At 63.9% G+C, this 26,548-nt stretch carries 22 protein-coding genes; 10 read left to right on the plus strand and 12 right to left on the minus strand.

Features of this window, described 5'->3' with window-relative positions:
- Positions 1–39: 39 nt before the first annotated feature.
- Positions 40–1,248: an FAD-dependent oxidoreductase gene (locus OX459_RS13055; protein WP_289905350.1), complete on the minus strand. Its 1,209-nt coding sequence runs from the start codon at positions 1,246–1,248 to the stop codon at positions 40–42.
- A 143-nt stretch (positions 1,249–1,391) separates the two neighbouring features.
- Between OX459_RS13055 and OX459_RS13060 the strand changes: the two genes are divergently transcribed.
- The gene (locus OX459_RS13060) at positions 1,392–2,084 is read left to right on the plus strand and encodes a ribonuclease HI family protein (protein ID WP_289905351.1); all 693 of its coding nucleotides are present in this window, start codon (positions 1,392–1,394) and stop codon (positions 2,082–2,084) included.
- On the opposite strand, the gene OX459_RS13065 is transcribed toward OX459_RS13060, so the two are convergent.
- The 3 genes from OX459_RS13065 to OX459_RS13075 all read right to left on the minus strand — a co-directional run bounded on the left by OX459_RS13065 (position 2,081) and on the right by OX459_RS13075 (position 6,255).
- Positions 2,081–3,727: a methyl-accepting chemotaxis protein gene (locus tag OX459_RS13065; RefSeq protein ID WP_289905352.1), complete on the minus strand. Its 1,647-nt coding sequence runs from the start codon at positions 3,725–3,727 to the stop codon at positions 2,081–2,083. The two genes, OX459_RS13060 and OX459_RS13065, sit on opposite strands and share 4 nt — an antisense overlap.
- 72 nt (positions 3,728–3,799) lie before the next feature.
- Positions 3,800–5,440, minus strand: a complete 1,641-nt coding sequence (locus OX459_RS13070; protein WP_289905353.1) for a methyl-accepting chemotaxis protein — start codon at positions 5,438–5,440, stop codon at positions 3,800–3,802.
- Between the two features lie 323 nt (positions 5,441–5,763).
- Positions 5,764–6,255 carry a chemotaxis protein CheW gene (locus OX459_RS13075; RefSeq protein WP_035818113.1) on the minus strand — a complete coding sequence of 164 codons (492 nt, stop codon included), beginning with the start codon at positions 6,253–6,255 and terminating at the stop codon, positions 5,764–5,766.
- 319 nt (positions 6,256–6,574) lie between these two features.
- Between OX459_RS13075 and OX459_RS13080 the strand changes: the two genes are divergently transcribed.
- From OX459_RS13080 to OX459_RS13095, 4 genes are all read left to right on the plus strand, one after another.
- A complete protein-coding gene (locus OX459_RS13080) occupies positions 6,575–7,225 on the plus strand; it encodes an HD domain-containing protein (protein ID WP_289905354.1) in 651 nt (216 codons plus the stop codon).
- Positions 7,226–7,381: 156 nt separating this feature from the next.
- The gene (locus OX459_RS13085; protein ID WP_099664352.1) at positions 7,382–8,665 is read left to right on the plus strand and encodes a TCR/Tet family MFS transporter; all 1,284 of its coding nucleotides are present in this window, start codon (positions 7,382–7,384) and stop codon (positions 8,663–8,665) included.
- Positions 8,666–8,765: 100 nt separating this feature from the next.
- Positions 8,766–9,587 carry a transporter substrate-binding domain-containing protein gene (locus tag OX459_RS13090; RefSeq protein ID WP_289898344.1) on the plus strand — a complete coding sequence of 274 codons (822 nt, stop codon included), beginning with the start codon at positions 8,766–8,768 and terminating at the stop codon, positions 9,585–9,587.
- A gap of 7 nt (positions 9,588–9,594) precedes the next feature.
- Positions 9,595–10,452 carry a DMT family transporter gene (locus tag OX459_RS13095; RefSeq protein WP_289905355.1) on the plus strand — a complete coding sequence of 286 codons (858 nt, stop codon included), beginning with the start codon at positions 9,595–9,597 and terminating at the stop codon, positions 10,450–10,452.
- Here OX459_RS13095 and OX459_RS13100 read toward each other — a convergent pair.
- Positions 10,449–12,404: a CocE/NonD family hydrolase gene (locus OX459_RS13100; RefSeq protein ID WP_289905356.1), complete on the minus strand. Its 1,956-nt coding sequence runs from the start codon at positions 12,402–12,404 to the stop codon at positions 10,449–10,451. The two genes, OX459_RS13095 and OX459_RS13100, sit on opposite strands and share 4 nt — an antisense overlap.
- 317 nt (positions 12,405–12,721) lie before the next feature.
- Between OX459_RS13100 and trpS the strand changes: the two genes are divergently transcribed.
- The 4 genes from trpS (at position 12,722) to OX459_RS13120 (ending at position 17,537) form a co-directional block, all read left to right on the plus strand.
- Positions 12,722–13,801 (plus strand): tryptophan--tRNA ligase, encoded by a 1,080-nt coding sequence (trpS, locus tag OX459_RS13105; protein WP_251349144.1) that lies wholly within the window; start codon positions 12,722–12,724, stop codon positions 13,799–13,801.
- A 129-nt stretch (positions 13,802–13,930) separates the two neighbouring features.
- A complete protein-coding gene (locus OX459_RS13110; RefSeq protein WP_289905357.1) occupies positions 13,931–15,520 on the plus strand; it encodes a pyridoxal-dependent decarboxylase in 1,590 nt (529 codons plus the stop codon).
- 35 nt (positions 15,521–15,555) lie between these two features.
- Positions 15,556–16,809, plus strand: coding sequence for a voltage-gated chloride channel family protein (locus OX459_RS13115; protein WP_289905358.1), 1,254 nt, complete (start codon positions 15,556–15,558; stop codon positions 16,807–16,809).
- Positions 16,806–17,537: a class I SAM-dependent methyltransferase gene (locus tag OX459_RS13120; RefSeq protein WP_289905359.1), complete on the plus strand. Its 732-nt coding sequence runs from the start codon at positions 16,806–16,808 to the stop codon at positions 17,535–17,537. The genes OX459_RS13115 and OX459_RS13120 overlap by 4 nt, the downstream gene beginning before the upstream one ends.
- Positions 17,538–17,544: 7 nt before the next feature.
- Here OX459_RS13120 and OX459_RS13125 read toward each other — a convergent pair whose 3' ends face one another.
- Complete coding sequence (locus OX459_RS13125; RefSeq protein WP_289905360.1) at positions 17,545–18,102, minus strand: XRE family transcriptional regulator; 558 nt, start codon at positions 18,100–18,102, stop codon at positions 17,545–17,547.
- A 51-nt stretch (positions 18,103–18,153) separates the two neighbouring features.
- Between OX459_RS13125 and OX459_RS13130 the strand changes: the two genes are divergently transcribed.
- Positions 18,154–19,059, plus strand: coding sequence for a DMT family transporter (locus OX459_RS13130; protein WP_289905361.1), 906 nt, complete (start codon positions 18,154–18,156; stop codon positions 19,057–19,059).
- 2 nt (positions 19,060–19,061) lie between these two features.
- Here OX459_RS13130 and OX459_RS13135 read toward each other — a convergent pair whose 3' ends face one another.
- The 6 genes from OX459_RS13135 to OX459_RS13160 all read right to left on the minus strand — a co-directional run bounded on the left by OX459_RS13135 (position 19,062) and on the right by OX459_RS13160 (position 26,286).
- Entirely contained in the window at positions 19,062–20,009 is a 948-nt protein-coding gene (locus OX459_RS13135) for a cupin-like domain-containing protein (RefSeq protein ID WP_289905362.1), read from the minus strand.
- 52 nt (positions 20,010–20,061) lie between these two features.
- The gene (locus tag OX459_RS13140; RefSeq protein WP_289905363.1) at positions 20,062–21,048 is read right to left on the minus strand and encodes a chemotaxis protein CheB; all 987 of its coding nucleotides are present in this window, start codon (positions 21,046–21,048) and stop codon (positions 20,062–20,064) included.
- 126 nt (positions 21,049–21,174) lie between these two features.
- Positions 21,175–21,918, minus strand: a complete 744-nt coding sequence (locus OX459_RS13145; protein ID WP_289905364.1) for a DNA-binding protein — start codon at positions 21,916–21,918, stop codon at positions 21,175–21,177.
- A 142-nt stretch (positions 21,919–22,060) separates the two neighbouring features.
- Positions 22,061–22,678: an LON peptidase substrate-binding domain-containing protein gene (locus OX459_RS13150; protein WP_289905365.1), complete on the minus strand. Its 618-nt coding sequence runs from the start codon at positions 22,676–22,678 to the stop codon at positions 22,061–22,063.
- 67 nt (positions 22,679–22,745) lie between these two features.
- Complete coding sequence (locus OX459_RS13155) at positions 22,746–23,984, minus strand: DEAD/DEAH box helicase (RefSeq protein ID WP_099668119.1); 1,239 nt, start codon at positions 23,982–23,984, stop codon at positions 22,746–22,748.
- Between the two features lie 118 nt (positions 23,985–24,102).
- Positions 24,103–26,286, minus strand: coding sequence for a TonB-dependent receptor (locus tag OX459_RS13160; RefSeq protein ID WP_289905366.1), 2,184 nt, complete (start codon positions 26,284–26,286; stop codon positions 24,103–24,105).
- Positions 26,287–26,548 lie beyond the last annotated feature (262 nt).

Genomic DNA, 26,548 nt, shown 5'->3' on the forward strand with positions numbered 1-26,548 from the left:
AAACGGGGACTGTAGCACTCCCCGTTTGCAGCCGCAAGACTACAGCGCCAGCTCGAACGCGGGATCGGCGGCCGCCAGCGCCGCCGCGCTGTCGGCGGGCGGATAAATCACGCGGCCATTGATGGCCACCTTCAAGGCCTTGCCTTCGCTGCCCGTCATCCATACCTTGCGCTCCCAGCCCTGCGTGACGACCGCGCCCCACGCCCCCAGGTCCAGGCACGTCACATAATACGGCTGGCGGTAGGGGCGCGTGGCCAGGCCCAGCAGGTCGGCCACGGCATTGTCGCCCGAGGAACGTCCAAGGAACATGGCGTGCTGGCAACTCATCAGCGTGTGATTGCCAGCGTCGTCCGTGGCCGCGACGGCCGCGTCGCCCGTGGCGAAGACCTTGCCCGCGCCAGGCACGCGCAAGTCGTGCGCCACCCGCAGGCGGCCCGCCGCATCCTTGTCGCCGGGAATCTGCGCCGTCAGCGCACTGGCCCGCACGCCCGCCGTCCACACCACGGTGGCCGCCTCGATGCGTTCGCCATCGGCCGTCGTCAAGCCGTCCGCGTCGATGGCGGCGACGGCCGAACCGAGCCGGCATTCCACGCCCAGCTCCGCCAGCGCCTGCTCGATCACGGGACGCGGTCCCGGTCCCAGGTCGGGGCCGATGTCGGGCGCCCGCTCGACGATGATCACCTTGATGTCGGCATCCTGCCCCAGGATGGCGCGCAGGCGGGCCGGCAGCTCGGCCGCCAGTTCGATGCCCGTGAAGCCGCCGCCGGCAACGATGACCGTATTGCGCGCGGCCGATGCGGGCCGGGCGGCCAGACCATGCAGGTGCGCATCGAGCGCCACCGCGTCGTCGCGCTGGTCGGTGCTGAAGGCAAATTCTTGCAAGCCAGGAATATCCGGCCGGAACAGGCTGCTGCCCGCCGCCAGCACCAGACGGTCATAGGCCAGGGTCGAACGGCTGCCGTCGGCGGCCACGATGTCGACCTCGTCGCTGGCGCTGCGGATGGCCTCGACCTTGCCCGCGATGAAGCGCACGCCCGTGTCGTCGAACAGTTGCTGCAACGGCGCCACCATGCCGGCAGGCGTCGGCTCGTACAGGCGCGGGCGCATCGTCAGCACCGCTTCCGGCGCCACCAGCGCCACTTCGATGTCGCCTGCCGCAACGTTTTCCAGCCGCAGGCGGCGCACGGCGGCCAGGGCACTCCACAAGCCGGCAAAGCCGGCACCAATGATCAATACGCGCTGTGTCATGTTTTTTCTCCTTGATTTGATAACACAGACTATACCACTCCGCGTTATGTGACGCAAGCGGACATGCCGAAAAAGGCGCAGCCTGTCTTGCGGTCCGCGCCGCACTCGCGTAGATTCGCGGCACAACGAACAGGGAAAGTCCCATGCAAGATGAATTGGAAACATTGCTGGCAGCAGCGTTCAAGAGCGAGCGGATACAGGCGCGCCGGCTGGCGGCGCTGGAAGGCATCACCGGCGACGCGGCGCTGCAGCGCATACTGGAACAGGCGGCCGGCACGCAGGGCCTTGCCGCCCTGCTGGCGGCGCGGACGCAGGCGCGCGCGGCCGACGCGCAGCGCAAGGCGCAAAAGATCAGCGACCGCCAGCAGGCGCAAGCGGCCAAGCGCCTGCCGGCTGGCCCCGCTTCGGCATGGCGCGGCTGGTTCGACGGCTCCGCCCACCCGAATCCGGGCAAGCTGGGCATCGGCGCCCTGCTGCTGGGGCCGAACGGCGAACGTATCGAAGTGAGCGAGGCGGCCGGTTATGGCAGCAGCAGCGACGCGGAATATGCGGCCCTGACGGCCGTGCTGAAGGCGGCACTCGGCGTGCGCCCGCCGCCCGCGCAACTGCTGCTGTACGGCGACAGCCAGGTGGTGATCAACGATGTATTGGGAACGGCGGCGGCAGGCGCCAAGGGACTGGAAATACACAGGGCCACCGTAGTGGCCCTGCTGGAACAATTACACGATGTAACGCTGCGCTGGCTGCCGCGCCACCGCAATGGCGAGGCGGACCGGCTGTCGCAACTGGCGATCGCCGGCTGGGTGGAGGAAGACCCTCCACCCCTTACCGTTTAGGCGGCGCGGCCGATCTGCAATGCCTCTTGCGGCGCCTTGGCCGCCGGGCGCTTGCCGCCACCCACGGCCTTCAAGCCGCCGGCGCCGGCCTGCTGGCCATTCAATTTAAAGACGCTGACCACTTGCGCCAGGTTGTGCGCCTGGTGCTGCATCGATTCGGCGGCGGCCGCCGACTCTTCCACCAGGGCCGCATTTTGTTGCGTCACGGCATCCATCTGGCCGATGGCCCGGTTGATCTCGTCGATGCCCACGCTTTGCTCGCTGCTGGCCGCCGTGATTTCCGTGATGATGTCGCTCACGCGCTGCACACTGTCGACGATATCGTTCATGGTCGAACCGGCTTGCGCCACCAGCATGCTGCCCGCGTTGACTTGTTCCACGGACGCACCGATCAGGGTCTTGATCTCTTTCGCCGCCGATGCGGAACGCTGCGCCAGGTTGCGCACTTCGGACGCCACGACGGCAAAGCCGCGGCCCTGCTCACCCGCGCGCGCCGCTTCCACGGCTGCGTTCAAGGCCAGGATGTTCGTCTGGAAGGCGATGCCGTCAATCACGCTGATGATGTCGACGATCTTGTTCGAGGAAGCATTGATCGATTCCATCGTGCCCACCACCTGCGCCACCACTGCGCCGCCCTTGACGGCCACTTGCGCGGCCGAGGCCGCCAACTGGTTCGCCTGGCGCGCATTGTCCGCATTCTGTTTCACGGTGCTGGTCAGCTCTTCCATTGACGAAGCTGTTTCTTCCAGGGAACCGGCCTGCTCTTCCGTGCGGGAAGACAGGTCCTGGTTGCCGGCGGCAATTTGCGTCGACGACGTGGCGATGCTGTCCGTACCTGCGCGCACTTCGCTGACGATGTTGAGCAAGCTCGTGTTCATGTCCTTCAAGGCCAGCAAAAGTTGCCCAGTTTCATCTTTGGCGCTGGCCTCGATCTGCGCCGTCAAGTCGCCATCGGCTACCTTGCGGGCGATTTCCACGGCCGTGCGCAGGGGGCGCACGATGCCCGTCGTCAACAGCCAGGCGCAGACGACGCCAAAGCCCAGCGCCAGCACGGCCAGGGTCAGCAGCAAGTTGCGGCTCGTCTTGGCGACCTCGTCGATCTCGCGCGCCGTCGTGTCGATGCTGGCGCGCTGGTGCTGCAGCATGTCGTTGACCACTTTCAGGTATTTCGTCGAACCGGGCACGAAGATGCCCTGGAACGCCTTTTCTGCCTCGGCTTCCTGTCCATCCGCCTTCAGCTTCGACACTTGCGCGCGCGAATCGAGGTAGACCTTGCGCTGTTCGCTCACCAGGCGGAACAGTTCCTTTTCTTCCGGGCTGGAAATCAAGGCTTCGATTTTCTTTTGCAATTCGCCCGACACGACGGACGATTGCTTGGCCTCTTCCGCAAAATACGCGCCCAGTGACGTGTCGCTGCTGCGCGCGATGGCCGTGGTGCGGCGCACGCCGCTATCGATCTTTGCATACCAGTCGGAAATATAGCGTTCCTTCGCCAGCGGCAGCTCCATCATGGTGCGCGTGGCCATGGCCACGTCGTGCAAGCGCCACACGCTGATGCCCGTAATGAGCATGGAAAACAGCAAAATCACGGCAAAACCCAGGCCGAGGCGCACACCAATACTGACGTTTCTTAACAAATTCATGTGAATATCCTAAAAAAGCGGAACCAGACTATATAAAAGGGGTTGCGGCTGCCCGGGGCAGCCGCGGCGGCATCAGCGCGTGCCGATGCGCAAAGTGGTTTGCGGCGCTGCCGGGCGTTTCTGCGCGTGTTGCACACCCTTCACGCCGCCGGTGCCGGCCTGCTGGCCATTGAGTTTAAAGACACTGACGACTTGCGCCAGGTTGTGCGCCTGGTGCTGCATCGATTCGGCGGCGGCCGCCGACTCTTCCACCAGGGCCGCATTTTGTTGCGTCACAGCATCCATCTGGCCGATGGCGCGGTTGATCTCGTCGATGCCCACGCTTTGCTCGCTGCTGGCCGCCGTGATTTCCGTGATGATGTCGCTCACGCGCTGCACGCTGTCGACGATATCGTTCATGGTCGAACCGGCTTGCGCCACCAGCATGCTGCCCGCGTTGACTTGCTCCACGGAAGCACCGATCAGGGTCTTGATCTCTTTCGCCGCCGATGCCGAACGCTGGGCCAGGTTGCGCACTTCGGATGCCACGACGGCAAAGCCGCGGCCCTGCTCGCCTGCGCGCGCCGCTTCCACGGCTGCGTTCAAGGCCAGGATATTCGTCTGGAAGGCGATGCCGTCAATCACGCTGATGATGTCGACGATCTTGTTCGAGGAAGCATTGATCGATTCCATCGTGCCCACCACCTGCGCCACGACTGCGCCGCCCTTGACGGCCACTTGCGCAGCCGAGGCTGCCAACTGGTTCGCCTGGCGCGCATTGTCCGCATTCTGTTTCACGGTGCTGGTCAGTTCTTCCATCGACGACGCTGTTTCTTCCAGGGAACCGGCCTGCTCTTCCGTGCGGGAAGACAGATCCTGGTTGCCGGCAGCGATTTGCGTCGACGACGTCGCGATGCTGTCCGTGCCGCTGCGCACTTCGCCGACGATATTGAGCAAGCTCGTGTTCATGTCCTTCAGGGCCAGCAAAAGTTGCCCGGTTTCATCCTTGGCGCTGGCGTCGATCTGCGCCGTCAAGTCGCCATCGGCCACCTTGCGGGCGATGTCCACGGCCGTGCGCAGGGGGCGCACAATGCCCATCGTCAAGACCCAGGCGCACACGACGCCGAAAGCCAGCGCCAGCGCGGCCAGCACCAGCATCAGGTTGCGGCTGGTATTGGCGACGGCGTCGATCTCGCGCGCGGTGGCGTCGATCGTGGCGCGCTGGTGTTCCAGCAAGTCCGAGACCATCTTCTGGTATTTGGCGGCGGCCGGCACGAACGTCTTTTCGAACACTTCATTGGCGGCATCGACCTGCGCTTCGCCCTTCAGCTTGTAGACCTGGTCGCGCGAACCGATGTACACCTTGCGCTGTTCCAGCAAGCCCGCGAACATGGCTTTTTCCTCCGGCTTGTCGATCAGCGCCTCGATTTTCTTTTGCAGCTCGGCCGAGCTGGACGACGAGACTTTCGATTCTTCGGCGAAATAGCCGCTCAGCGAGGTATCGCTGCTGCGGGCAATGGCGATGGTACGGCGCACGGCGCTGTCGATGCGGCCATACCAGTCGGAAATATAGCGCTCCTTGGCCAGCGGCTGCTCCATCATGACGCGCGTGGCGCTGGCCACGTCGTGCAGGCGCCAGACGCTGATGCCCGTAATGAGCATGGAAAACAGCAAAATCACGGCAAAACCGAGTCCCAGGCGGACACCGATGCTGACGTTGCGTAATAAATTCATGTGACTATCCTAAAAACCCGGATGCCGGCGTGGCGGCCGGCTGGCGCTCCCACTCAGGGCGGACGCTGGCTGGCTGACGTGGCGAAACGGGCGTAAAAAGTGAAACTCAAGTGAAACTGGCGCACGGTTCGGCTGAACCGTGCGCCAGGAAATGCGCTAGCGTGCGCCTTGCAGAAAAAGCAAACAATGCTTGGGGTCAATTGTTTCTAAAAAACCCTATCGCACTAGGGTGTCAGGAAATGTTCAGGGCAAGGCGCGTTGCCGAAGACAGTACGAATGTACGGCGAGGCAATGCAACGCCGTCCTGGACTTTTCCTGGCGGCCTAGGCTGCCAATTTTTCGATCAAGCCCATATCGGCGCTGGACATCAACTGGTCGATATCGACCAGGATCAGCATGCGCTCGTCGATGGTGCCCAGGCCGATCACGTATTCCGTGTTGATCGAACGGCCCATGTCCGGCGCCGGCTTGATCTGTTCCGGCATCAGGGTGGTGACGTCGGAAACGCGGTCGACGACCATGCCGACGACGCGGTTGCCGATATTGAGGATGATGACGACGGTGAACTGGTCATAGCTGGGCGTGCCCAGGTTGAACTTGATGCGCATGTCGACGATAGGCACGATGATGCCGCGCAGATTGACCACGCCTTTGACGAACTCGGGCGCGTTGGCGATGCGGGTCGGCGTTTCATAGCTGCGGATTTCGCTGACTTTCTGGATGTCGATGCCATATTCTTCCTGGCCCAGGGTAAAGGCCAGGTATTCGGCAGCCTTGGCAACGGTTGCGCCAGTGTCGCTGGAAATGGTGTTCATGATATTCCTTTCGTTAACTCGCCTGGGGCGCAGGCCAAGGCACGCTGCAAGCAAGCCTTGGACGTGGCAGAGTCACCCAACAGGGGATGGCCGCCACTTGTGTGTTTTTGCAAATATTTTCTAGCAATTAGCTTATGCCTCTAATTTCCGTGCGGCAATGTTACCCCATGTAAATTTTACATGCACTAAAAAAGAGCGACCGTCTGATTTTTGATTTTCAAAGATGCAATTTATGTGGCGATTACGGCACGCCGGCCCCCGCCACGCGCTGCGACGTTTTATGCCACACTGGCGGCCCCTGCTTTTTACGACTGTGAACATGCATTCTTTGCTTTCCCAATGGCAACCACGCCTGCTGGCGCTGGCCACGGCCGGCCTCGGCGATGACGGCGCCCACGACCTCAACCACCTGCACCGCGTCTGGCGCAATGCCAGTGTCCTGCTGCAAGACCATGCGGACGCGGACGCCCTCACCGTGATGGCCGCCTGCTACCTGCACGACCTGGTCAACCTGCCCAAGAACCACCCCGAGCGCCACCTGGCTTCGCGCCAGGCGGCAACGCTGGCTTGCCGCCAGTTGGCGGAACTGGATTTTCCGGCAGAAAAATTGGCCGGCGTGGCCCACGCCATCGAGACGCACAGTTTTTCCGCCAACTTGCCGCCGCACACGCTCGAAGCGCAAATCGTGCAGGATGCCGACCGCATCGATGCGCTGGGCGCCGTGGGACTGGCGCGGTTGTTCTATACGGCGGCGCGCATGGATAGCGCGCTGGCGCATGGCACGGACCCGCTGGCACAGCAGCGTCCGCTCGACGACAAGGCTTACGCGCTCGACCATATCGTCACCAAGCTCGACAAGCTGCCCGGCAAGATGCAGACGGCGGCGGGCCGCGCGCTGGCCGAACAGCGGCTGGCCGTGCTGACGGATTTCCGCGCCGCCTTTGCCGACGAATGGGGAATTGCCATCTAGCATGGGTGGCGATAGCCAGCATGGCCCACGCTGTCTATAATGCAAGGCTCAGCTATCGCGCCGCGCGCCAGCAGGAAGCTGCCACGCGCCGGCGCCACGCCAACAACTGAACTCCGCACGCCGCACGGCGGCGCGGGGTGCGCGCCGAAAGCATGCATGTCCGATAAAACCAGCCCCGACAGCCATTCACCGTCATCGCCCGCCGCGCCCGCGCGCGCCGGCAACCTCAATTTCATCCTCGTCTGCGTCTTCATCGACATGCTGGGCATCGGCCTGGTCGTGCCCGTGCTGCCCATCCTGATCGGCGACTTTGTCAACGGCAAGGATGAGCAGGCATTCTGGTACGGCATCATGGCGGCCGTCTTCGGCTTGCTGCAATTCATCTTCATGCCCATGCTGGGCGCCATCAGCGACCGCGTGGGACGCCGTCCCGTGCTGCTGTATTCGATGGCCGGCATGGGCATCAACTTTCTCGCCACGGGCTGGGCGCCGAACCTGGCCTGCCTGTTCATCGGCCGCATCATCGGCGGCGTCTCGTCGGCCAGCATGTCGGTCGCGTCCGCCTATGCGTCCGACGTCTCCACGCACGACAACCGCGCCAAGAGCTTCGGCAAGATCGGCGCCGCCTTCGGCCTGGGCTTCATTTGCGGCCCCATGCTGGGCGGCCTGCTGGGCGAGATCAACCTGCACCTGCCGTTTTACGTGGCGGCGGGCCTGTCGGCGGCCAATTTCATCTACGGCTATTTCTGCGTGCCCGAATCGCTGCAGCCGGGTCCGCGCGCACCATTCACCCTGGCGCGCATCAACCCGTTTGCCGCCCTGCTCAAGCTGGTGCGCCGCGTGGAAATCCGCGGCCTGGTGCTGGCCTTCGGCCTGATGACGTTTGCGCAAATGATGCTCAACACCACCTGGGTGCTGTACACGCACTTCCGCTTCGACTGGACGCCGCGCCAGAACGGCATCGCCCTGTTCTGCGTGGGCCTGTGCGCGGCCGTCGTGCAGGCGGGCTTGCTGGGCATCCTCATCAAGCGTTTCGGCGAAGTGCGCCTGTCCCTGCTGGGCATGGCCTCGGGCGCCCTCACCTATCTGCTGTACGGCCTGGCGACGCAGGGCTGGATGATGTATGCGTTGATCCTGTGCAACCTGCTGGCCTTTGCCGCCGGACCGGCGCTGCAAGGCATCATCTCGAAATCGTCCAACGCCAGCGAACAGGGAGAACTGATGGGCTCCTTGCAATCGATCAGCAGCCTGGGCATCATCTTCATGCCTTTGCTCGGCAGCATGATCCTCGGCGAAGTGAGCCACTTGCCGCCGCAAGACTGGCGCATCGGCAGCACCTTCTACCTGTGCGCCATCATGCAAACCCTGGGCATCCTGGTGGCCTGGCGCTACTTCAAGGCGCAACGCCAGGCAAGACTTATGGTTTCCACCACAAAGTAGTCGGCGGGATAATATTGTATTTGGGAAATAAATAGGCGAGAATGGGATAATCAAGCGGGCGTTGCCGACGCCGGCGATACGATGGTGAGCAAGGATGGGTATGACTGACTTTTATTCCAGCGCCTGGCGCCGAACCGTGGCCATGCTGGCGCTGGCGCTGCCATCGCTGGCGGGCGCGCAATGCTCGCGCGACATCCAGGTGCCCGTCTCGGCCATCGGCGCCAGCGTGGTGGTGAATGGCGCCACCATCAGCGGCATCTATCCCGACTTGCTGCGCGGCATGGGTGCCAAGCTCGGCTGCAATTTCATCTTCACGGCCGTACCCCGCGCGCGCCTGGAAGCGATGTTCGAGGCGGGCAAGGCCGACTTGCTGATCCCGGCCAGCAGCACCTTGCGGCGCGACCAGCATGGCCTGTTCATCCCCATGCTGGGCAGCCGCCCCCTGCTGATCTCGCTCCAGGGCGCGCGACCGCCCATCAACACCATGCAGGAATTGATCGAGCGGCGCGAATTGCGCGTGGCGCTCGTGCGCGGCTACGACTATGGCGCACCGTACCAGGCGCTGGCGAAGGAGCTGAGCAGCCAGGGCCGCCTGTTCTACGAAGTCGACGCCCTGTCCGTGGCGCGCCTGATGCAAAGCGGCTTCATCGATGCCACCATCATGGCGCCCACCATCCTCGCCGGCGTGGCGCAAAACGATGCGCGCGTGTATGGCCTGGCCGACCGCCTGCGCCTGGAAGCGCTGCCGGAATTGCCTTGGGGCATGAGCGGCGTCTACCTGTCGCGCAAGTCGCTGACGGCGGAAGACCAGGCGACCCTGCGCGAACTGCTCGACAGGGCGGGCCGCTCCGGCTCCGTGATGGACGGCTTCCAGCGCCATCACCGCCAGGAACTGTTGTCGCTGAGCATACGCCCCCGCTAAGGCCTGCATGTCCGGTCTAGTCGTCGCCGTCGTCCTGTTTGCCGCCCTGCTGCACGCCAGCTGGAACGCCATCGTCAAGTCGGGCAAGGATACCTTCCTCAGCACGGTGCTCGTTTCCGTGGGCGCGGCCCTGATTTCGCTGGCCGTCTTGCCCTTCGTCAGCACTCCCGCGCCCGCCAGCTGGCCCTACCTGGCCGCCTCGGCCGTGGCACAGCTGGCGTATTACTCGCTGCTGGCGGCTGCCTACAGGGCGGGCGACATGAGCCATGCCTACCCCTTGATGCGCGGCAGCGCGCCATTGCTCGTGGCGCTGGCCAGCTGGCCGCTGATCGGCGAACGCCTTTCCCCCATGCAGATGGGCGCCGTCGCCTGCATCTGCGCAGGCATCCTCGGCCTGTACGTGGCCGCGCGCACGGGCACCATCGGCAGGATGCCGAAAAACACGGGCCGCGCCACCGCCTTTGCGCTGGGCAACGCCTGCGTCATCGCCAGCTATACCTTGATCGACGGCATCGGCGTGCGCCTGTCCGGCGCGCCGGCCGCCTACACCATGTGGATTTTTGTCTTGAACGGGACCGGACTGCTGCTATGGACGGCGTTGCGCCGTCCCGCCGATTTGCTTGCGTATGCGCAAACGCAATGGCGCCTGGCCGCCGTTGGCGGTTTCGGCACCCTCTCCTCGTATGGCCTGGCCCTGTGGGCCATGACGCAGGCGCCCGTGGCCGCCATCGCGGCCCTGCGCGAAACGTCGATTCTGTTCGCCATCGCCATCGCGGCCCTGTTCCTGCGCGAAAAAATCAGCCCCCGCCGCTACCTGGCCATCGGCCTGATCGCGGCGGGCGCCATCCTGATGCGAATCGCTTAGCGCGCGTCGGGCGGCGCAATCGGCAACTCGATCGCGCTGGCCGCCCCTGTCGCGTGGTACACGCGCTGCGTCGCCTTTCTATAATGGCCCGGGTCGGCCAGGAAGATGTTCGGCACGTAGTTTTGCGGGTTGCGGTCGTACAGGGGGAACCAGCTCGACTGCACTTGCACGGCGATGCGGTGGCCGGGCAGGAAGACGTGATTCGCGTTCGGCAAGGCGAAGCGGTAGCGTTCCACTTTACCTGCCGGTATCGGCGTCGGGTGCTCGAAGCTGTCGCGGTAGCGCCCGCGGAAGATATCCATCGCCACGCCCAGCTGGTAGCCGCCCATGGCCGGCTGCGACGGCACTTCGTCCGGATACACGTCGATCAGTTTCACCACCCAGTCGGCATCCGTGCCGCTGGTGGCGGCAAACAGGTTCACCATCGGCGCGCCGGCGATGCGCACGGCCGTCTTCAACGGTTCGGACATATAGCTGAGCACGTCCGTGCGGTCGGCATAGCCGCGCTGGTCGCTGACCAGCCATGGCTTCCACACATCGGGGTCCGTGAGACGCACGGGACGGGGCACGAAAGGCACGGGCTTGGCGGGATCGGCCACGTATTCATCGAAGGCGCCTTCAGCCGCATCCGCAGCGCCCGATGGCGCCGCAAAACCCAGCCTGGAACCGTCCTGCAGGTAGATCGGCGTCAGCTTGGTGTCGCACGTCTCGCAGGCCAGCGGCCACTGCTGCAGGCGCTGCCACTGGTTGGTGCCGGTCTGGTACGACACCACGGGCGCCGTGTTCGCTTCCGGCGCGCCATCCTTCAGGTATTGATTGAGGAATGGCTGCATGACTTTTTCGCGGAACTGGCGCGCCGTATCGCCGTCAAACTTCAGGGCGCCCAGGCTGGAGCCGTCATAGTTGACGCCGCTATGGCGCCACGGGCCGATGGCCAGGTAATTGAGGTTGTTGCGCTTGTCGCGCCCCTCCATCGCCGTGTAGGTGGCGTACGGGCCATAGATGTCTTCCTGGTCCCACTGCCCCACCACGTGCATGGTAGGCACGATCAGCGGGCGCTTGGCGAGGATTTTGTCGAGCGCCTGTTCCTGCCAGTAACTGTCATAGGCCGGGTGTTCGAACAGCTTTTTCGTGTAGGTCAGCTTGTCGATGCCGAACTTCTTCGCGTAATCGCCGGCCGAGCCGATGCGCAGATAGGCATCGTATTCGTCATACACGCCCAGCGCCGGCGCCTCGCTACTGCCGCGCGCGCTCGTCTGCCACGCCAGGTAGGACAGGCTCGGCATGCGGAAGGCGCCGTTGTGGAACCAGTCGTCGCCGCGCCAGCCATCGACCATGGCGCTCATGGGAACGGCCACCTTCAGCGCCGGATGCGGGTCGACCAGGGCCATCAGCACCGTGTGGCCCTCGTACGAGGAACCGAGCATGCCCACCTTGCCATTCGTTTCCGGCACGTTTTTCACGAGCCAGTCGATGGTGTCCCACGCATCGGTCACGTTATCGACCTTGGTATGGTTCAGCGGTCCGCGCACGGGGCGCGTCATGACGTAATCGCCTTCCGAGCCATGCTTGCCGCGCACGTCCTGGAACACGCGGATGTAGCCGTTTTCCACCAGGGTATCGTCGCCCTGCGGCAAGGCGGCCAGCATGCTGGGGCTGGCGGCGCGCTGGGCGCGGCGGGCGGCATTGTACGGCGTGCGCGTGAGCATGATCGGCGCTTTTTGCGCGCCTTTCGGCACGACGATCACCGTGTACAGCTTGACGCCGTCGCGCATGGGGATCATCACCACGCGCTTGACGTAGTCATTCACATCGGGCATGACCAGCTTGGCGCCGATATCGGGCGTCATGGGCGGCGTTTGCGCCATCGCGGGTGCTGCAAACAAGGAACTGAATAGGGAGCTGACAACAAAAGCCAGGCCGGTGAGCCGGACGGGGGACGACACGCGCATACTGTTCTCCAATGATTCATGCCACGCAAAAGTGGCCGAACGGCAATAGTACCCGGAAAGCAAGTTTTACATAAGGCAAGCCTCTGACGCGGCGCAGCAGATAAATCCGGGCGCAAACTTGACAGAACGCGCCCGAACTGCAACCATAACGCCATGAAATTTATCCCTTCACAACACGCCTGCTTGAATTGGTGGTCCCGCTCACTTTCGCGCGGCCACTGCATAGTGATGTGAATTTGATCCACGCCGCCTCGATCGGTGGCGTAACAGGCTCAGCCTGGATCATCCCCGATGCAGGCGGCTCAAAAGGAAACTTGATGAGCTTGCCTAATACGCCCGATACCCCCGACACCCAGGACCAGAACGACGCCGCGCCGCTGTCCGCTGCCGCCATCGCTTCGCAATCCGTGATCCTGACGGGCGACCGCCCCACCGGCCCCTTGCACCTGGGCCACTACGTGGGCAGCCTGCGCGACCGCGTGCGTTACCAGAACAGCTACAAGCAGTTCATCATGCTGGCCGACGCGCAGGCGCTGACGGACAATATGGACGACATCGACAAGGTGCACCGCAATGTCGTCGAAGTGGCGCTCGATTACCTGGCCGTCGGCATCGACCCGACGAAAACCACCGTGTTCATCCAGTCGCAGATTCCGGAACTGGCCGAACTGACCTTTTACTACCTGAACATCGTCACCGTGGCGCGCCTCGAGCGCAACCCCACCGTCAAGGAAGAAATCCGCCTGCGCGGCTTCGAGCGCGACATCCCGGCCGGCTTCTTGACCTACCCGGCCAGCCAGGCGGCCGACATCACGGCCTTCAAGGCGGGCGTGGTGCCCGTGGGTGAAGACCAGATCCCGATGATCGAGCAAACGAATGAAATCGTGCGCCGCTTCAACCGCATGTATAACCGCGAAGTATTGATGGAATGCAAGGCGCTGGTGCCGGACATCGGCCGCCTGCCCGGCATCGACGGCAAGGCCAAGATGAGCAAATCGCTGGGCAACACCATCAACCTGGGCGCGACCCCGGCCGAAATCACGGCTGCCGTGAAAAAAGTCTATACCGACCCGCTGCACCTGCGCGTGGAAGATCCGGGCCACCTGGAAGGCAACATCGCCTTTACGTACCTGGATGCGTTTGACCCGGAAAAAGCGGCGCTGGCCGACATGAAAGCCCATTACGTGCGCGGCGGCCTGGGCGACAGCATCGTCAAGAAGCGCCTGGACCTGGTCTTGCAGGAAATGCTGGCGCCGATCCGCGCCCGCCGCGAAGAGTTCGCCAAGGACAAGGGACAAGTCATCCAGATGCTGAAAGAAGGCACCTTCAAGGCACGCGAAGTGGCGGCCCGCACGGCTGATGAAGTCAAGTCGGCGCTGGGCCTGAACTACTTCTGATCAGCAGCAATAGCAAACTGACATAGCAAACTGATGCGCTCAGGCGGAGTCGGGTAAAATCCCGCTTCCGCCTGGGCGCAATTCGTTTGTCACCGTGGCACCAGCAATCCGTAGAGAAAACAACGCGCCATGACCGATACCCCTGTCGAACAGCTGCTGCAGCAGCATTTTTCCATCGATGCATTGCAGCAAGCGCCCGCGCCCCTGCGGCAGGCGCTGGGCATGCTGGGCGGCTGGCTGGCCGCCGAGCGCGACACGGCCTATCCGCACACGCCGTATGCGGAACTGCTGACTCAGCTGTCCGACACCCGCCTGCCCGCGCACGGCATGCCCGTGGCGGATTTCCTGCAAGAACTCGACACCACCGTGCTGGCCAATACGGCCCAGCTGAACCACCCGCAATACATCGGCCACATGACCCAGGCCTTGCCGTGGATCAGCGTGCTGGCCGAAGCGTTTACGGCCACCCTGAACCAGAACCAGGTCAAGATCGAGACGGCGTATGTGTCGACGCTGATCGAAAAACAGATCCTGGGCTGGCTGCACCGCCAGGTGTACCAGCAGCCCGAACATGTCTACACGCAAGCCATGGCCGCCACCAGCGGCGCGCTGGGCAATGTCGTCAATGGCGGCACCATGGGCAATTTGACGGCCCTGGCCGTGGCGCTGGAACAGCAGCTGCCCGGCACGCGCAAGCGTGGCCTGTTTGCCGCCATGCAAGAATCCGGCTACGCGGGACTGGCCGTGATCGGCTCGGCCCGCAGCCACTATTCCGTGAAGAAGGCGCTGGCGACCCTGGGCCTCGGTGAAAACGCCTTGCACCTGGTGGCCGTCGACCGCGACAACCGCATCGACGTCCAGGCGCTGGAAGCGACGATTGCCGACTTGAAATTGCGCAATATCAAGGTCGTCGCCATGATCGGCATCGCCGGCACGACGGAAACGGGCGCCATCGACCCGCTGGCCGCCATGGCAGCCATTGCCGCGCGGGAAAGCATCTGGTTCCATGTGGATGCGGCCTGGGGCGGCGCGCTGCTGATCGCGGAACAGTACCGCGCGCTGTACGACGGCATCGCCCTGGCCGACTCCGTCGTCATCGACGGGCATAAATTGCTGTGGGTGCCGATGGCGCAAAGCATGGTGCTGTTCAAGGATAGCGCCAGCCTGAACTTGCTGAAGCACAACGCCAACTACATCTTGCGCGACAACTCGGGCGACCTGGGCCAGACTTCGCTGGAAGGCTCGCGCCGCTTCGATGCCTTGAAACTGTGGACCTCGTTCAAGGTGCTGGGCGTGTCCGGCTACACGACCTTGCTGCAGCAGGCGGCCACCTTGTCCGGCCAGTTGCAGGACTTGTTGGCCGACCAGCAGGATTTCGAACTCGTCACACGCTCGGACACCTTCATCCTGACCTACCGCTACGTGCCCGCGCATTTGCGCCAGCGCATGGACAGCTTGCTGGCCGGCGGCCAGGTGGACGCGGCGACCGAACTGAACAAGCAGCTGAACACCTTGAACGCCAAGCTGCAAAACCGGCAAAAGGCGCAAGGCCACAGCTTTGTGTCGCGCACGGTACTCGAATCGACGCGCTACCCCGGCCCGACCAATGTACTGCGCGTGGTCATGACGAATGTCAAGACGCGCCCCCACCACTTGCGCGCCATCCTGGCCGAACAGCGGGCCATCGGCCAAGCGCTGGTGGCGGAACTGGGATTGTAAGAACGTTCCACCCATCAACCTTGACTGGATGCCCGATGCACCGCCTCAGCGCCCTCACCGATCTGTTAAAGCATCTGTTGAAATGGCTGCTGCTGGCGAGCGTCGTGGCCGTGCTGGCGGGCTCGGCCTCGGCCGCTTTCCTGTTCGCGCTGGACTGGGCCACACGCACGCGTCTGGCGCACGCCTGGCTGATCTGGCTGCTGCCCGTGGCGGGCTTTGTCGTCGGCTGGCTGTATTTGCGCTATGGCAGCAGCGTCGAAGGCGGCGCGAATCTGCTCATCGATGAAATCCACGACCCGAAAAAAATCATCCCCTTGCGCATGGCGCCGCTGGTGCTGGGCGGCACCGTCGTCTCGCATTTGTTCGGCGCCTCCGTCGGACGCGAAGGCACGGCCGTGCAGATGGGCGGCGCCCTGGCCGACCAGCTGACCCGCATGTTTCGTTTGAACAATGAAGACCGCCGCATCATCCTGATGGCCGGCATCAGCGCCGGCTTTGCCTCCGTCTTCGGCACGCCGCTGGCGGGCGCCCTCTTCGGCCTGGAAGTGCTGGCCATCGGCCGCCTGCGCTACGAAGCCATGCTGCCCTGCCTGGCTGCCGCCGTCATCGCTGACCAGGTGGTCCTGCTGTGGGGTCCGTTTTTGCACATTGCTCACACGCATTACGCCGTACCTTTGACCCCCGCCATTTCTGCCTGGACCTTGTCCGCGATGGTCATCGCGGGCGTGCTGTTCGGCGTGACCGGCAAAGTGTTTGCGCAAGCCACGCACGGCTTGAGTGCCTTGATGAAACGCAAGATTGCCTACGCCCCGCTGCGCCCGCTGATAGGCGGCCTCGTCGTCGCGCTCGCCGTGTGGCTGCTGGGCACGGATCGCTATATCGGCCTGGGCATCCCCACCATCGTCGATGCGCTGAAGGAACCGTTGGCCGCCTGGGATTTCCTCGGCAAGATGGCGTTTACCATCGTCTCGCTGGGCACGGGTTTCAAGGGCGGCGAAGTGACGCCATTGTTCTTCATCGGCGCGACCCTGGGCAATGCGCTGGGGCCGCTGCTGCACCAACCCGTCACCCTGCTGGCCGCCATCGGCTTCGTTGCCGTGTTTGCGGGCGCCGCCAACACGCCCATCGCCTCGACCCTGATGGCCATGGAACTGTTCGGCGCAGAGATCGGCGTATACGCGGCCATCGCCTGCGTCGTGGCCTACCTGTTTTCCGGCCACGCGGGCATTTACCGGGCGCAGCGGAGCGGCCACGCCAAGCGCACGACCCGCGAGGAAGTCGACCCATGACGCAGAACATCTACGACAACGACGCCTTCTTCACGGCCTATAGCCAGTTGCCGCGCTCCGTCGGCGGACTCGACAGCGCCCCCGAATGGCCAGCCCTGCGCGCCATGCTGCCTGCGCTGCAAGGAAAAAGCGTGCTGGACCTGGGTTGCGGCTATGGCTGGTTCTGCCGCTGGGCTGCCGAGGCCGGCGCGGCGCGGGTGCTGGGCGTGGACGTGTCGGAAAAGATGCTGGCGCAGGCAGCCGGCATGGGAGAGCATGCGGCCGTCAGCTATGCCCGGCTTGACCTGGAACAACTGGCCTTGCCGCAGGCCAGCTACGACCTGGTCTACAGTTCGCTGGCCTTCCACTACATCGAACGGTTCGCTACGCTGCTGGCCGCCATCCGCAGTGCATTAAAGCCCGGCGGCAAGCTGGTGTTTTCCATCGAGCATCCGATCTTCATGGCGCCGCGCCAGCCCGGCTGGCTGACGGATGCGCAAGGCCGCAAGCGCTGGCCCGTCGACAGTTACCAGCAGCAAGGCCCGCGCGTGTCGGACTGGCTGGCGCCGGGCGTGATCAAACAGCACCGCACGCTGGGCACGACCATCAATGCGTTGCTGCAAGCGGGTTTCCATCTGGAACACGTGGAAGAATGGGGTCCCAGCGATGAGCAGGTCGCCCTGCAGCCGGCCCTGGCGGAAGAGCGCGAACGGCCGATGCTGCTCCTCATCGGCTGCGGCCTGGCATAGTCCCTCCTCAGCTGGCCACGTTGCGCGTAAACCGCAAGGTGGATGAGCCAGCGTTAACATAGCTATACGCTTGCGCGCTGCTGAACACGAAGAAATCGCCCGTGGCCAGCGTTCTCGTCCCGGCCGCCAGCTCCAGCTGCAGCTCGCCTTCCAGCACATACAGCATTTCGCTGAAGCCGGCCGGATCAGGCTCGGCATCGTAGCGCTCGCCCGGCGCCAGTATCCACGACCATAGTTCCACCTGACGGCTGGCGGGCGCCGCCCCCAGCAACACGGCCTGGCTGGCTTGCGATGCGCTTTGCCACATCAGCACGCGCAAGCTGTCATGCGGCTGCCGCGGCGGCTGGACCAGGTCGACGAAGGCCACGTTCAAGGCGGCGGCCACGTGGTCGAGGTTGGCCAGGCTGATGTTGGTGCCGCCCGCCTCGACGCCGTTGACCATGCGCCGGCTCAGGCCCGACTTGCGGGCCAGCTCGTCCTGGCTGAGGCCGGCGGCCAGGCGCAAGCGCCGCAGATTTTTGGCCAGGTGTTCCAGCACGCCACCGGCCTCGACTTGACTGCGCAATATATTGCTCCTATCATGATGGGAAATATTTTGCTCATAGCATAGCTCCCCATGAAAACACACGCAAGTCCCCCGCCCGCCCTCGGCATGCCCGAACTGGCCCTGATCGCCATCACCTTCATCTGGGGCGGCACTTTTCTCGTGGTGCAACATGCCATGACGGTCAGCGGGCCGCTGGCCTTTGTCGCCGCCCGCTTTGCCGTGGCCGCCAGCATCGGCGCCCTGATTTGCCGGGGCCAGCTGCGCCAGCTGACGAAAGCGGAGTTGCTGACGGGCATGGCCATCGGCGTGAGCATCTTTGGCGGCTATGCGCTGCAAACCTATGGCTTGATGTATATCACGAGCAGCAAGTCCGCTTTCATCACGGCTTTTTATGTGCCCATCGTGCCGCTGGTGCAATGGCTGGTCTTCAAGCAGCGGCCCCACCCTGCCGTGTGGGCGGCCGTCGTGCTGGCCTTCATCGGCTTGCTGCTGCTCACGGGCACGGACGGCTTGAGCATGGGTTTTGGCACGGGTGAGCTGATCACGGCCGTGGGCGCCATCGCGATTGCTCTGGAAATCATCCTCATCAGCCGCGTGTCGCCGCAATTGAACATCCTGCGCGTGACCATCGTGCAACTGGCCACCGCATCCCTGATCGCCCTGCTGCTGATGCCCGTCATGGGCGAAGCGCCGCCCGTCCTCAGCAAGACCTTCATCTTCAGCGTGCTGGCGCTGGGCTGCGCCAGCGCGCTGATCCAGTACGTGATGAACTGGGCGCAAAAGCGCATTTCCGCTACCAAGGCCACATTGATCTATGCGGGCGAACCCGTGTGGGCCGGCGTGATCGGACGCATCGCCGGCGAGCGCCTGCCGGCCCTGGCCATCGTGGGCGCGGTATTAATCATTTGTGCGGGCATCCTCAGCGAATGGCGGCCGAAGCGGGGCCGCAGTGCGGCCAAGGCCGTGCAGCCATAAGTTCAGTCCCCGCCCCGCCGCAGCGCCGCAGCGCCATGCAAGGCCAGCGGCACGGCCCTGGCCCAGCGGTTCGAGGACAGGGAAAACGTCAGCGCCCGCACCTGGTGGTACCAGCCGGCGGGCACGTACAGCATGTCGCCCGGCTCGACGAGGCATTCGATCATGGCAGCCTGGCGCGCGAGGGGAAAACGCTCGAAATCGGGCGCTTCCGGGTCGAAGGGCGAGCCGAACAGGATGGCGTTCGCCTCGCTCGGATACAGGAAAGCGTCGTGGTGCGGCGGCGATAACATGATGCGCTTGCGGCCCCACACTTGCGCGAAGATATTGTCGTCGTAATCGCAATGCAGGGGCGTGACCGTGCCGGCCGGCCCCACCCAGAAGCGCGGCGGACCCATCTTGTCGAAATACGTGGGCCAGTGGCACAAACGGTTCAGTTCGCGCAATTCCAGGTTGCCCAGGTAAGGCGGCAACGCGTGCCTGCCCTCTGCCACCAGGTCCAGGTATTGCCCCATCGACATATCCTGCATGGCGCGGTCGGCCGCAAAAGCCGTGTTGATGTAATCGCCCACGCGCGCCCGCACGGGCACGTGGCTGAACTGTTCGCGCAAGACGTCGGGACCCAGGGCCGACAGGGGCCAGCGCTGCACCAGCCCCCGCATCAGGAAAGGCAGGCCCAGCGCGGCCCGCGCGCGGAAGGCGGCGGCGTCCAGCATGGCCAGGCGCGGCACCTCGGCGATGGCGGGCAAGTCGCGCGCCGCCTGCTTGATGGCCTCGCGCATGGCGTCGATCGAGGTGACGCCGCGCACCTGCGCATCCTTGGCTTCGCGCGCTTGCTTATGCGCAAGGGCTGTTGCGGCAGAACTGAATTCTGCTGGCGGCCTGGGCGGCAGTGCGCGCGTCGATATGGGGGCTGCCGCAAGCGGGAGCGGCTCTTTTTTTTCTGCAGACATAAATCTTCTTTGCGATCAGGGGCCGCGCGGCATGGCGCGACAGTGCGCTATTTTAAGCCAGCAAGGTCCGTTTCAGTACATCGGCCTGCTCGCCCGCCTGGCGCGCCTTGGCGGCATATTCGCTGGCCGTGCCCGGATGCAGCCAGGCCTGGGCCTTGGCGGCCAGGTTCAGGTAGAGCCTTTCTTTTTCCTGCAACGCCCTGACGGCGGCCCAGATGGCGTCTTCCGCCTTGTCATGCTGCAACTCGCCCAGCATTTGCGCCGTGAAACTGTGGCCCGTATGGCAGCGAAAACGCTGCGGCTGCTGACCGTGCAGCTCCCACAGCGTGCCCTGACATTCGGGACAGGTGAAAGTCGATGGCGTGGCAATTTTTTCTAGTTGGTCCATATTTCCCACTCCCCGGGCAAAACGGTTTTCCACGGCAATCCATGGGGGCGCAGGCGGCAAGGGCTGCGCGGCGCGGGCCGGCGTGCCGCTGGCCAGCGCCAGCAGGGCCGGGCCGATCTCGGCGGCCGGCAGGCGCCAGTCCACCCCCGCATGCTCGATCGCGCTTTGCGGCATCGACGGCGCCACCGCGTCCTGCGGCTCCTGCACCAGCGCCTTGCCGCCGCAGGCCTTGATGGCTTGCAAGCCTGCCGTGCCATCGTCGAGGTAGCCGCTGAGAATCACGCCCACCACCTTCGGCCCGAAAGCGGCGGCGGCACTGCGGAACAGCGGGTCAATGGCGGGACGCGTATGGTTTTCCTTGGGGCCCCGGCTCAGCCCGACCGTCGCCTGGCCGGCCAGGTTGGCAACGAGCATGTGCCGGTCCGGCGGCGCCAGCAGGATGCGCCCCGCGCGCACGGGTTCGCGCTCTTCGGCAAAGCGCACGGGCAAGGCGGAGGTTTTAGCGAGAATTTCGGGCAAGACGCTGCTGCGCCGCCCCACATGCGCGACCACCAGCACGGGCGCCGGCATATTGGCAGGCAAGGCGGCAAAGATGGCGGACAGCGCTTCCACGCCGCCCACCGAGGCGCCCATGACGATCAGCGTTTCCATGCCGGCCCCTTTCGCGCGCAGGTCCAGCGGTTATTCTGCGGCGCCTTGCATCGCGATTCCGTGCGCCGCCTAACACAGGGCCACATGACGCCATGTCACCCTGGGACGCATCGGGGCCAGGCGCCCTCAGACGGGCGTCTTGAAAATCGGATCGACGATGAATTGCTGGGCCTTGATGCGCAAGGTGCGCTCTTCATCGAGCTCGGCGCGCGTTTCGCCCAGCTCTTCGCGTTCCGCTTCCAGTTCCAGGCGCGCGGCCGCCAGTTCCGTTTCCACGCGCGTCAGGCTTTCCAGCTTCAGCTGGGCCTGGATCAGTTCGGCGCGTGCCGCTTCGGCAGCCTCTTCCAGGCGCGGGATGCCTTCGAGCTTGAATTGCGCCTTGGCCAAGTCCATGCGCGCCTGCTCGGCCGCCTCTTCCAGGCGCGGCAAGCCTTCCAGGCGCAGCTGCGCCTTGGCCAGGTCCGTGCGGGCCTGGTTCGCCACTTGCCGCTCCCGTTCCAGCTCCTCGCGCAAGGTTTCCAGCTCGCCAGCCTGCAAGTCGAGCAACTCTTGCTGGCGCTCGTTCTCACTGGCCAGGTCCATCAATTCCTGTTGATTGTCGTTCATCTCGGCTTCATGCGCGCTGTGGCTGGCGCTTAATTCCTGTCCTACATAATCGAGGATGGCTTGCTGCAGCACGGGCGACAGTTCGGCGGCGGCAGCTATCTGGCGCTGCGCACCCGCCTTGCGGCGCTGCAAGAGCTTGCTGATGGTGCCCAGGCAGACGCCGTTGCCCAGCCGTTCGCGCAAGGCGCGCACCGTGATGGCCTGGCCTTCGCCCGCCATCGCTTCCATTGCCGCATTGATCTGTTCCGCGCTTACTTTTGCCATGTCGTTTACTCTTGAATATTGCTCAGGGCAATCTTGCCCAGGGGCATTATCTTATGCCAGCGGCGGCAAAGCGTAAAGTATTTCTCAATAGAAATTGCAATTGCACAACGGAAGCGTGTGCAAACATGCGGCTTCGGCTGATTTATTCTTCCAGCAAGCCATTTTCCGTCAGCATATCCTGCACCAGCTCCAGGCGCAGCACGGGATTGTCCTGGCTGAGCAAAAGCTGCTTCTGCATGGCGCTCAGCGACAGCAGCTCGCACCAGCGGTTCGCCACCCAGCCGCACTCGTCAAGCCGGTATGGCGGCTGCAGGGGCATTTGCTCCGGCGGGATCTTTTGCTCCTGCAAGGTGCGGATCAGGGCGCCGAGCGCGTCGGCCACGTTCTGCTGCTCTTGCGGGATGGGGATGGTTTTGTCGGGTGCCAGAGTTTCGATCCGCGCCACCCACAAGCCGTGCTTCAGCTGCTCGCTGGACACGATGTGAAAGCGCTGCATGCCCATGCATTTGATTTGCAGCAAACCCGACAGGGGCGCGGCCCAGTCGACGATGCGCGCCAGGGTGCCAACGGGCGCCAGGGTTTCCTGCTGGCCCGGCTTGCGCACTTCCGCGCCGTCCAGCAGCTGCACCACGCCGAACGGCTGCTCGCCCATGATGCACTGACGTATCATGTCCAGGTAGCGTACCTCGAAGATCTGCAGGGGCAGATAGCCATCGGGATACAGCACCGTATTGAGCGGGAACAAAGGTATCGAGGTCATAGGCGCATGATGGCACGAATGGCATATCCGTGCTGCGCGCCTTGCCCTGCCCGGCCAACTTCGCCGCTTACTTGTAGAAGCGGCGTTTTTTCGCCCGCTCCGCCGCCTTCGGCGCCAGCACCTTGACGGCTTTCTTCTGTATCGTGCCGCCGGCGGACGTGCCCGGCACGCGGTGTTCCGCCTCGAAACCGGCTTCCTCGTTGCGTTTCAGGGTTTGCCGGGTCAGCGCTTCCACGGCCGACAGCAATTCCACCTCGTCGGCACAGACGAGCGAGACCGCTTCGCCCGAGGCGCCCGCGCGGCCCGTGCGGCCGATGCGGTGAATATAATCTTCCGCCACGGTGGGCAAGTCGAAATTGACGACGACGGGCAATTGATCGATATCGAGGCCACGGGCAGCCACGTCGGTGGCTACCAGTACTTGCACTTCGGCAGATTTGAAGCGGGCCAGCGCGCGCAGGCGGTTCGGCTGCGTCTTGTCGCCGTGAATCGAATCGGCGCGCACGCCCTGCTCCAGCAAGGTGTTCACCAGCAACTCGACACCCTTGCGCGTCTTGACGAAGACCAATACCTGGCCCCAGCGCTTTTTCTTCAGCAAGTGCAAAAACAGTTCCGGCTTGCGTTTCTTGTCGCACACGATCACCGACTGTTTCACGGCCTTGACCGTGCTGTTGCGCGCGCTGACCTCCACCGAGACGGGATCCTTCAACATGGTTTTCGCCATGGCGCGGATGGCGTCCGAGAAGGTGGCCGAGAACAGCAGCGTCTGGCGCTGCTTGGGCATGGTCATCAACAATATGTCGAGTTCGCGCTCGAAGCCCAGGTCCAGCATGCGGTCCGCCTCGTCCAGCACCAGGGTTTGCACCTGCTCGAACTTGACGGCGCCCTGCGTCTGCAGGTCGAGCAAACGGCCCGGTGTCGCCACCAGCACGTCGAGACCCTTGCGCAACTTGCTGATCTGCGGCTCGATGGGCACGCCGCCATACGCGACAAAGCTGCGCAGCGGCAAGTTGCCGCCATAGCTGCGGAAGCTCGCATACACTTGCTCGGCCAGTTCGCGCGTGGGCACCAGCACCAGCACGCGCACGCACTGGGGCGCCACCACGCCTTCCAGGGTCAGGCGCTGCAGCAGCGGCACGGCAAAGCCGGCCGTCTTGCCCGTGCCCGTCTGGGCGGCGGCCATCAGGTCGCGCCCGGCCAGCACGGCAGGAATCGCTTGCGCCTGCACGGGCGTGGGCTTGGCATAGCCGAGCTCGTCAAGTTTGCGGACCAGGGGATCGATCAGGCCGAGGGAGGAAAACGTCATGGGAAAAGCAATCTTGGCAAAGGAAAAGGTGGCGCGCACGGACGGGCCGTGCGCGCGATTGCCGAGATTATAGGCCAGCGGGGATGCCGGCCGGGGTTTCACGACTAAAACATCGCCATCAGAACTTCATTTCCATGGTCGCGCGCGCCTGCGGCGAACTCGGCGAAATGTTGTTGCGCACGATCGTGCCGCTGGCATCCGCATACGTGGTGGTGCTTTCAAAATCCTGCGCCAGCAAATTCGACACGGCCAGGCGCAACTGGTTCTTCGCATCGAATTTCCACAGCGCATAAATGTCGAGATCGCGCCGCGGCGACGTGTAGGCGCTCTGACGCTCCGTGATGCGCACGGGGCCGCCATTGCGGAAATTGAAACTGCCGCCCGTGGTCAGCATGCCATCGGGCGTCTTGTAGTCGAGGCCAACGTTGCCGCTGACGGGGGTTTGCTGGTCGAGCCGGTTGTCCGGTCCCGGCACGTGCTCCACCTGCGACCAGTTGCGGCTGACGCTGGCGCGCAAGTCGATGGCCGGCACGGGCGCGGCCAGCACGGCGCGCAGCGGGAACTTCGCTTCCAGTTCCAGTGTCTGCGTATTCGCGCGGCCGTCGTTGACGGGCGTCGATACCCAGCGCTCATTGATATATAACAAACCCTGGCGCGTGTAGCCATCGATGCGGCGGGCCGAGGCCCGCGCGCTGAGCAAGGCACCTTCGGCCCAGTAATGTTCGTAGGAAGCGTCGATGCCCAGCGCCAGCTCCGGCTTCAGGTTCGGATTGCCTTCGCGGTCAGGCTCGGTCTGGCTATTGTTCGTCGACATCATACGGCGTGGAATCAGGCTGGAAGTGGCCGGCGCCTTGTAGGTGCGCGTCAAGGCCAGGCGCACCTGGTCGCCCTTGGTATCAGGCAATTTCCACAAGGTTTGCAGCAGCGGGCTCCAGACGCTGCTGCGCTGCTGCACCTCGTCATAGGTATTGCCGATACTGCGCGTATCGATGCCTTCCCAGCGCACGCCCGCATACATGGACCAGCGCGGCGTGATCTCCCACTCATCCTGCGCATACAGCGCCAGGCGCTTGATGTCGGCATTGAAGTCTTCATCGACGTTGAACGGAGGGCGCCCGCCCGGCAAGGCCAGCTCACGCTGCCAGCGCTCTTCATCCCGCTTGCCGTAACTGCCATCCCAGCCCATCGACAAGGCATGGCCCGGGATGAGCGGCGAAGAATACTTGCCGGTGGACGACACGCTCTTTTCCGACGCATCCACGCGCGCGCTACGGTCCAGCGCCAGTCCCACGCCATCGATATAGCCGAGCGGATGGTTATCGGAGGAATTATTGCTCAGGCCTACGCGCAGTCCCAGCTCCAGCCTGGCGCCGCCATCGAGCTTGCGCACCCAGGTCAGGTCCGTACGGCCAAAGACATAATGGTTGCCGCCGTCGCTATCATTCGTATCGTAGTCCGGCCGCAAGCCCATGAGCGTGTCGGTACGGCTGTGCGTACGGCTTTCGTTGCGTCCCACATTCAGGAAGAATTGCGCCGTCAGATTGTCGCCGCCGGCAAAAGCCCAGTTCAGGCGCGGCGACATATTGATGCCTTCCGAACGGCCATCACCCGTGCCTTTGCTGCTGCGCAGCAGATTTTGCTGGCCTTCCGGCGCATAGCCCAGGTCCCGTGCCGGGTTTGCATAGTGATAGTCGTAGCGATAAAAGGAGGCCGCCAGCGAATAGGAAAAAATGCCATCCTTGTCCGACAATTGCAGGTTGCCATTGCTGGAAAACGCATCGCGCCCGCCCCCCACGCCCAGCTTGACGTCGCGCTGCGCCGTCTTGACGGCCTTTTTCAGCACCACGTTGATGGTGCCGGCGATCGACTGCGTGCTGTATTCGGCGCTGGCCGCATGCAAGATCTCGATGCGCTCGATCACGTCGGGCGACAGGGTGTCGAGCGAAAAACCGGCCGGCGCCCGCTCGCCGTTGAGCAATATCTGCGTGTAGCCGCTGCCCAGCCCGCGCATGCGGATTTCGCCGCCCGAGCGCCCCGCCGCGCCGGACACGGTAATGCCGGGCAAGCGCTTGAGCACGTCGGTGACATTCGTGTCGCCATACTTGAGGATTTCCTCGCTGCCCACGATCATCTTGCTGGCCGTATCGTCGCGGCGCGGATCGTAGCCGCTGCCCTTCACTTCCACGGTCTGCATGGCGGGAGCGGCGGATTTCTCGGCCTTCTCGGCCTTCAGCGGCGCAGCGGCGGCATCCGCGGCTGGCGTTTCGGATTGCTGGGCCTGGACATTCCAGGCAAGTAACACGGAGGAACAAAGGACGGTAAGGCGAAGGCAACGGCGTGGCATCATGACCTGGCTAAAAAAGTTGGCTGAATAAAAATGGCTAAAAGCTAAAAAACAGGCCGCTGTATTGTGCTGTAATTTTTCCCGCGTGGCACAGTTTCCTGAAAATATTTCCTATGGTAAATTAAATTCGGTAGCCGGCTGCGCTACGCCCCCTTGCATACGGTACATATCATTGCGCGCCACATCGCCGCTATAATGCGTTTTCATCATTGTTCCCATC

The organism is Janthinobacterium sp. SUN026 (assembly GCF_030397625.1).
In the GTDB taxonomy this organism is placed as follows: domain Bacteria; phylum Pseudomonadota; class Gammaproteobacteria; order Burkholderiales; family Burkholderiaceae_D; genus Janthinobacterium; species Janthinobacterium kumbetense.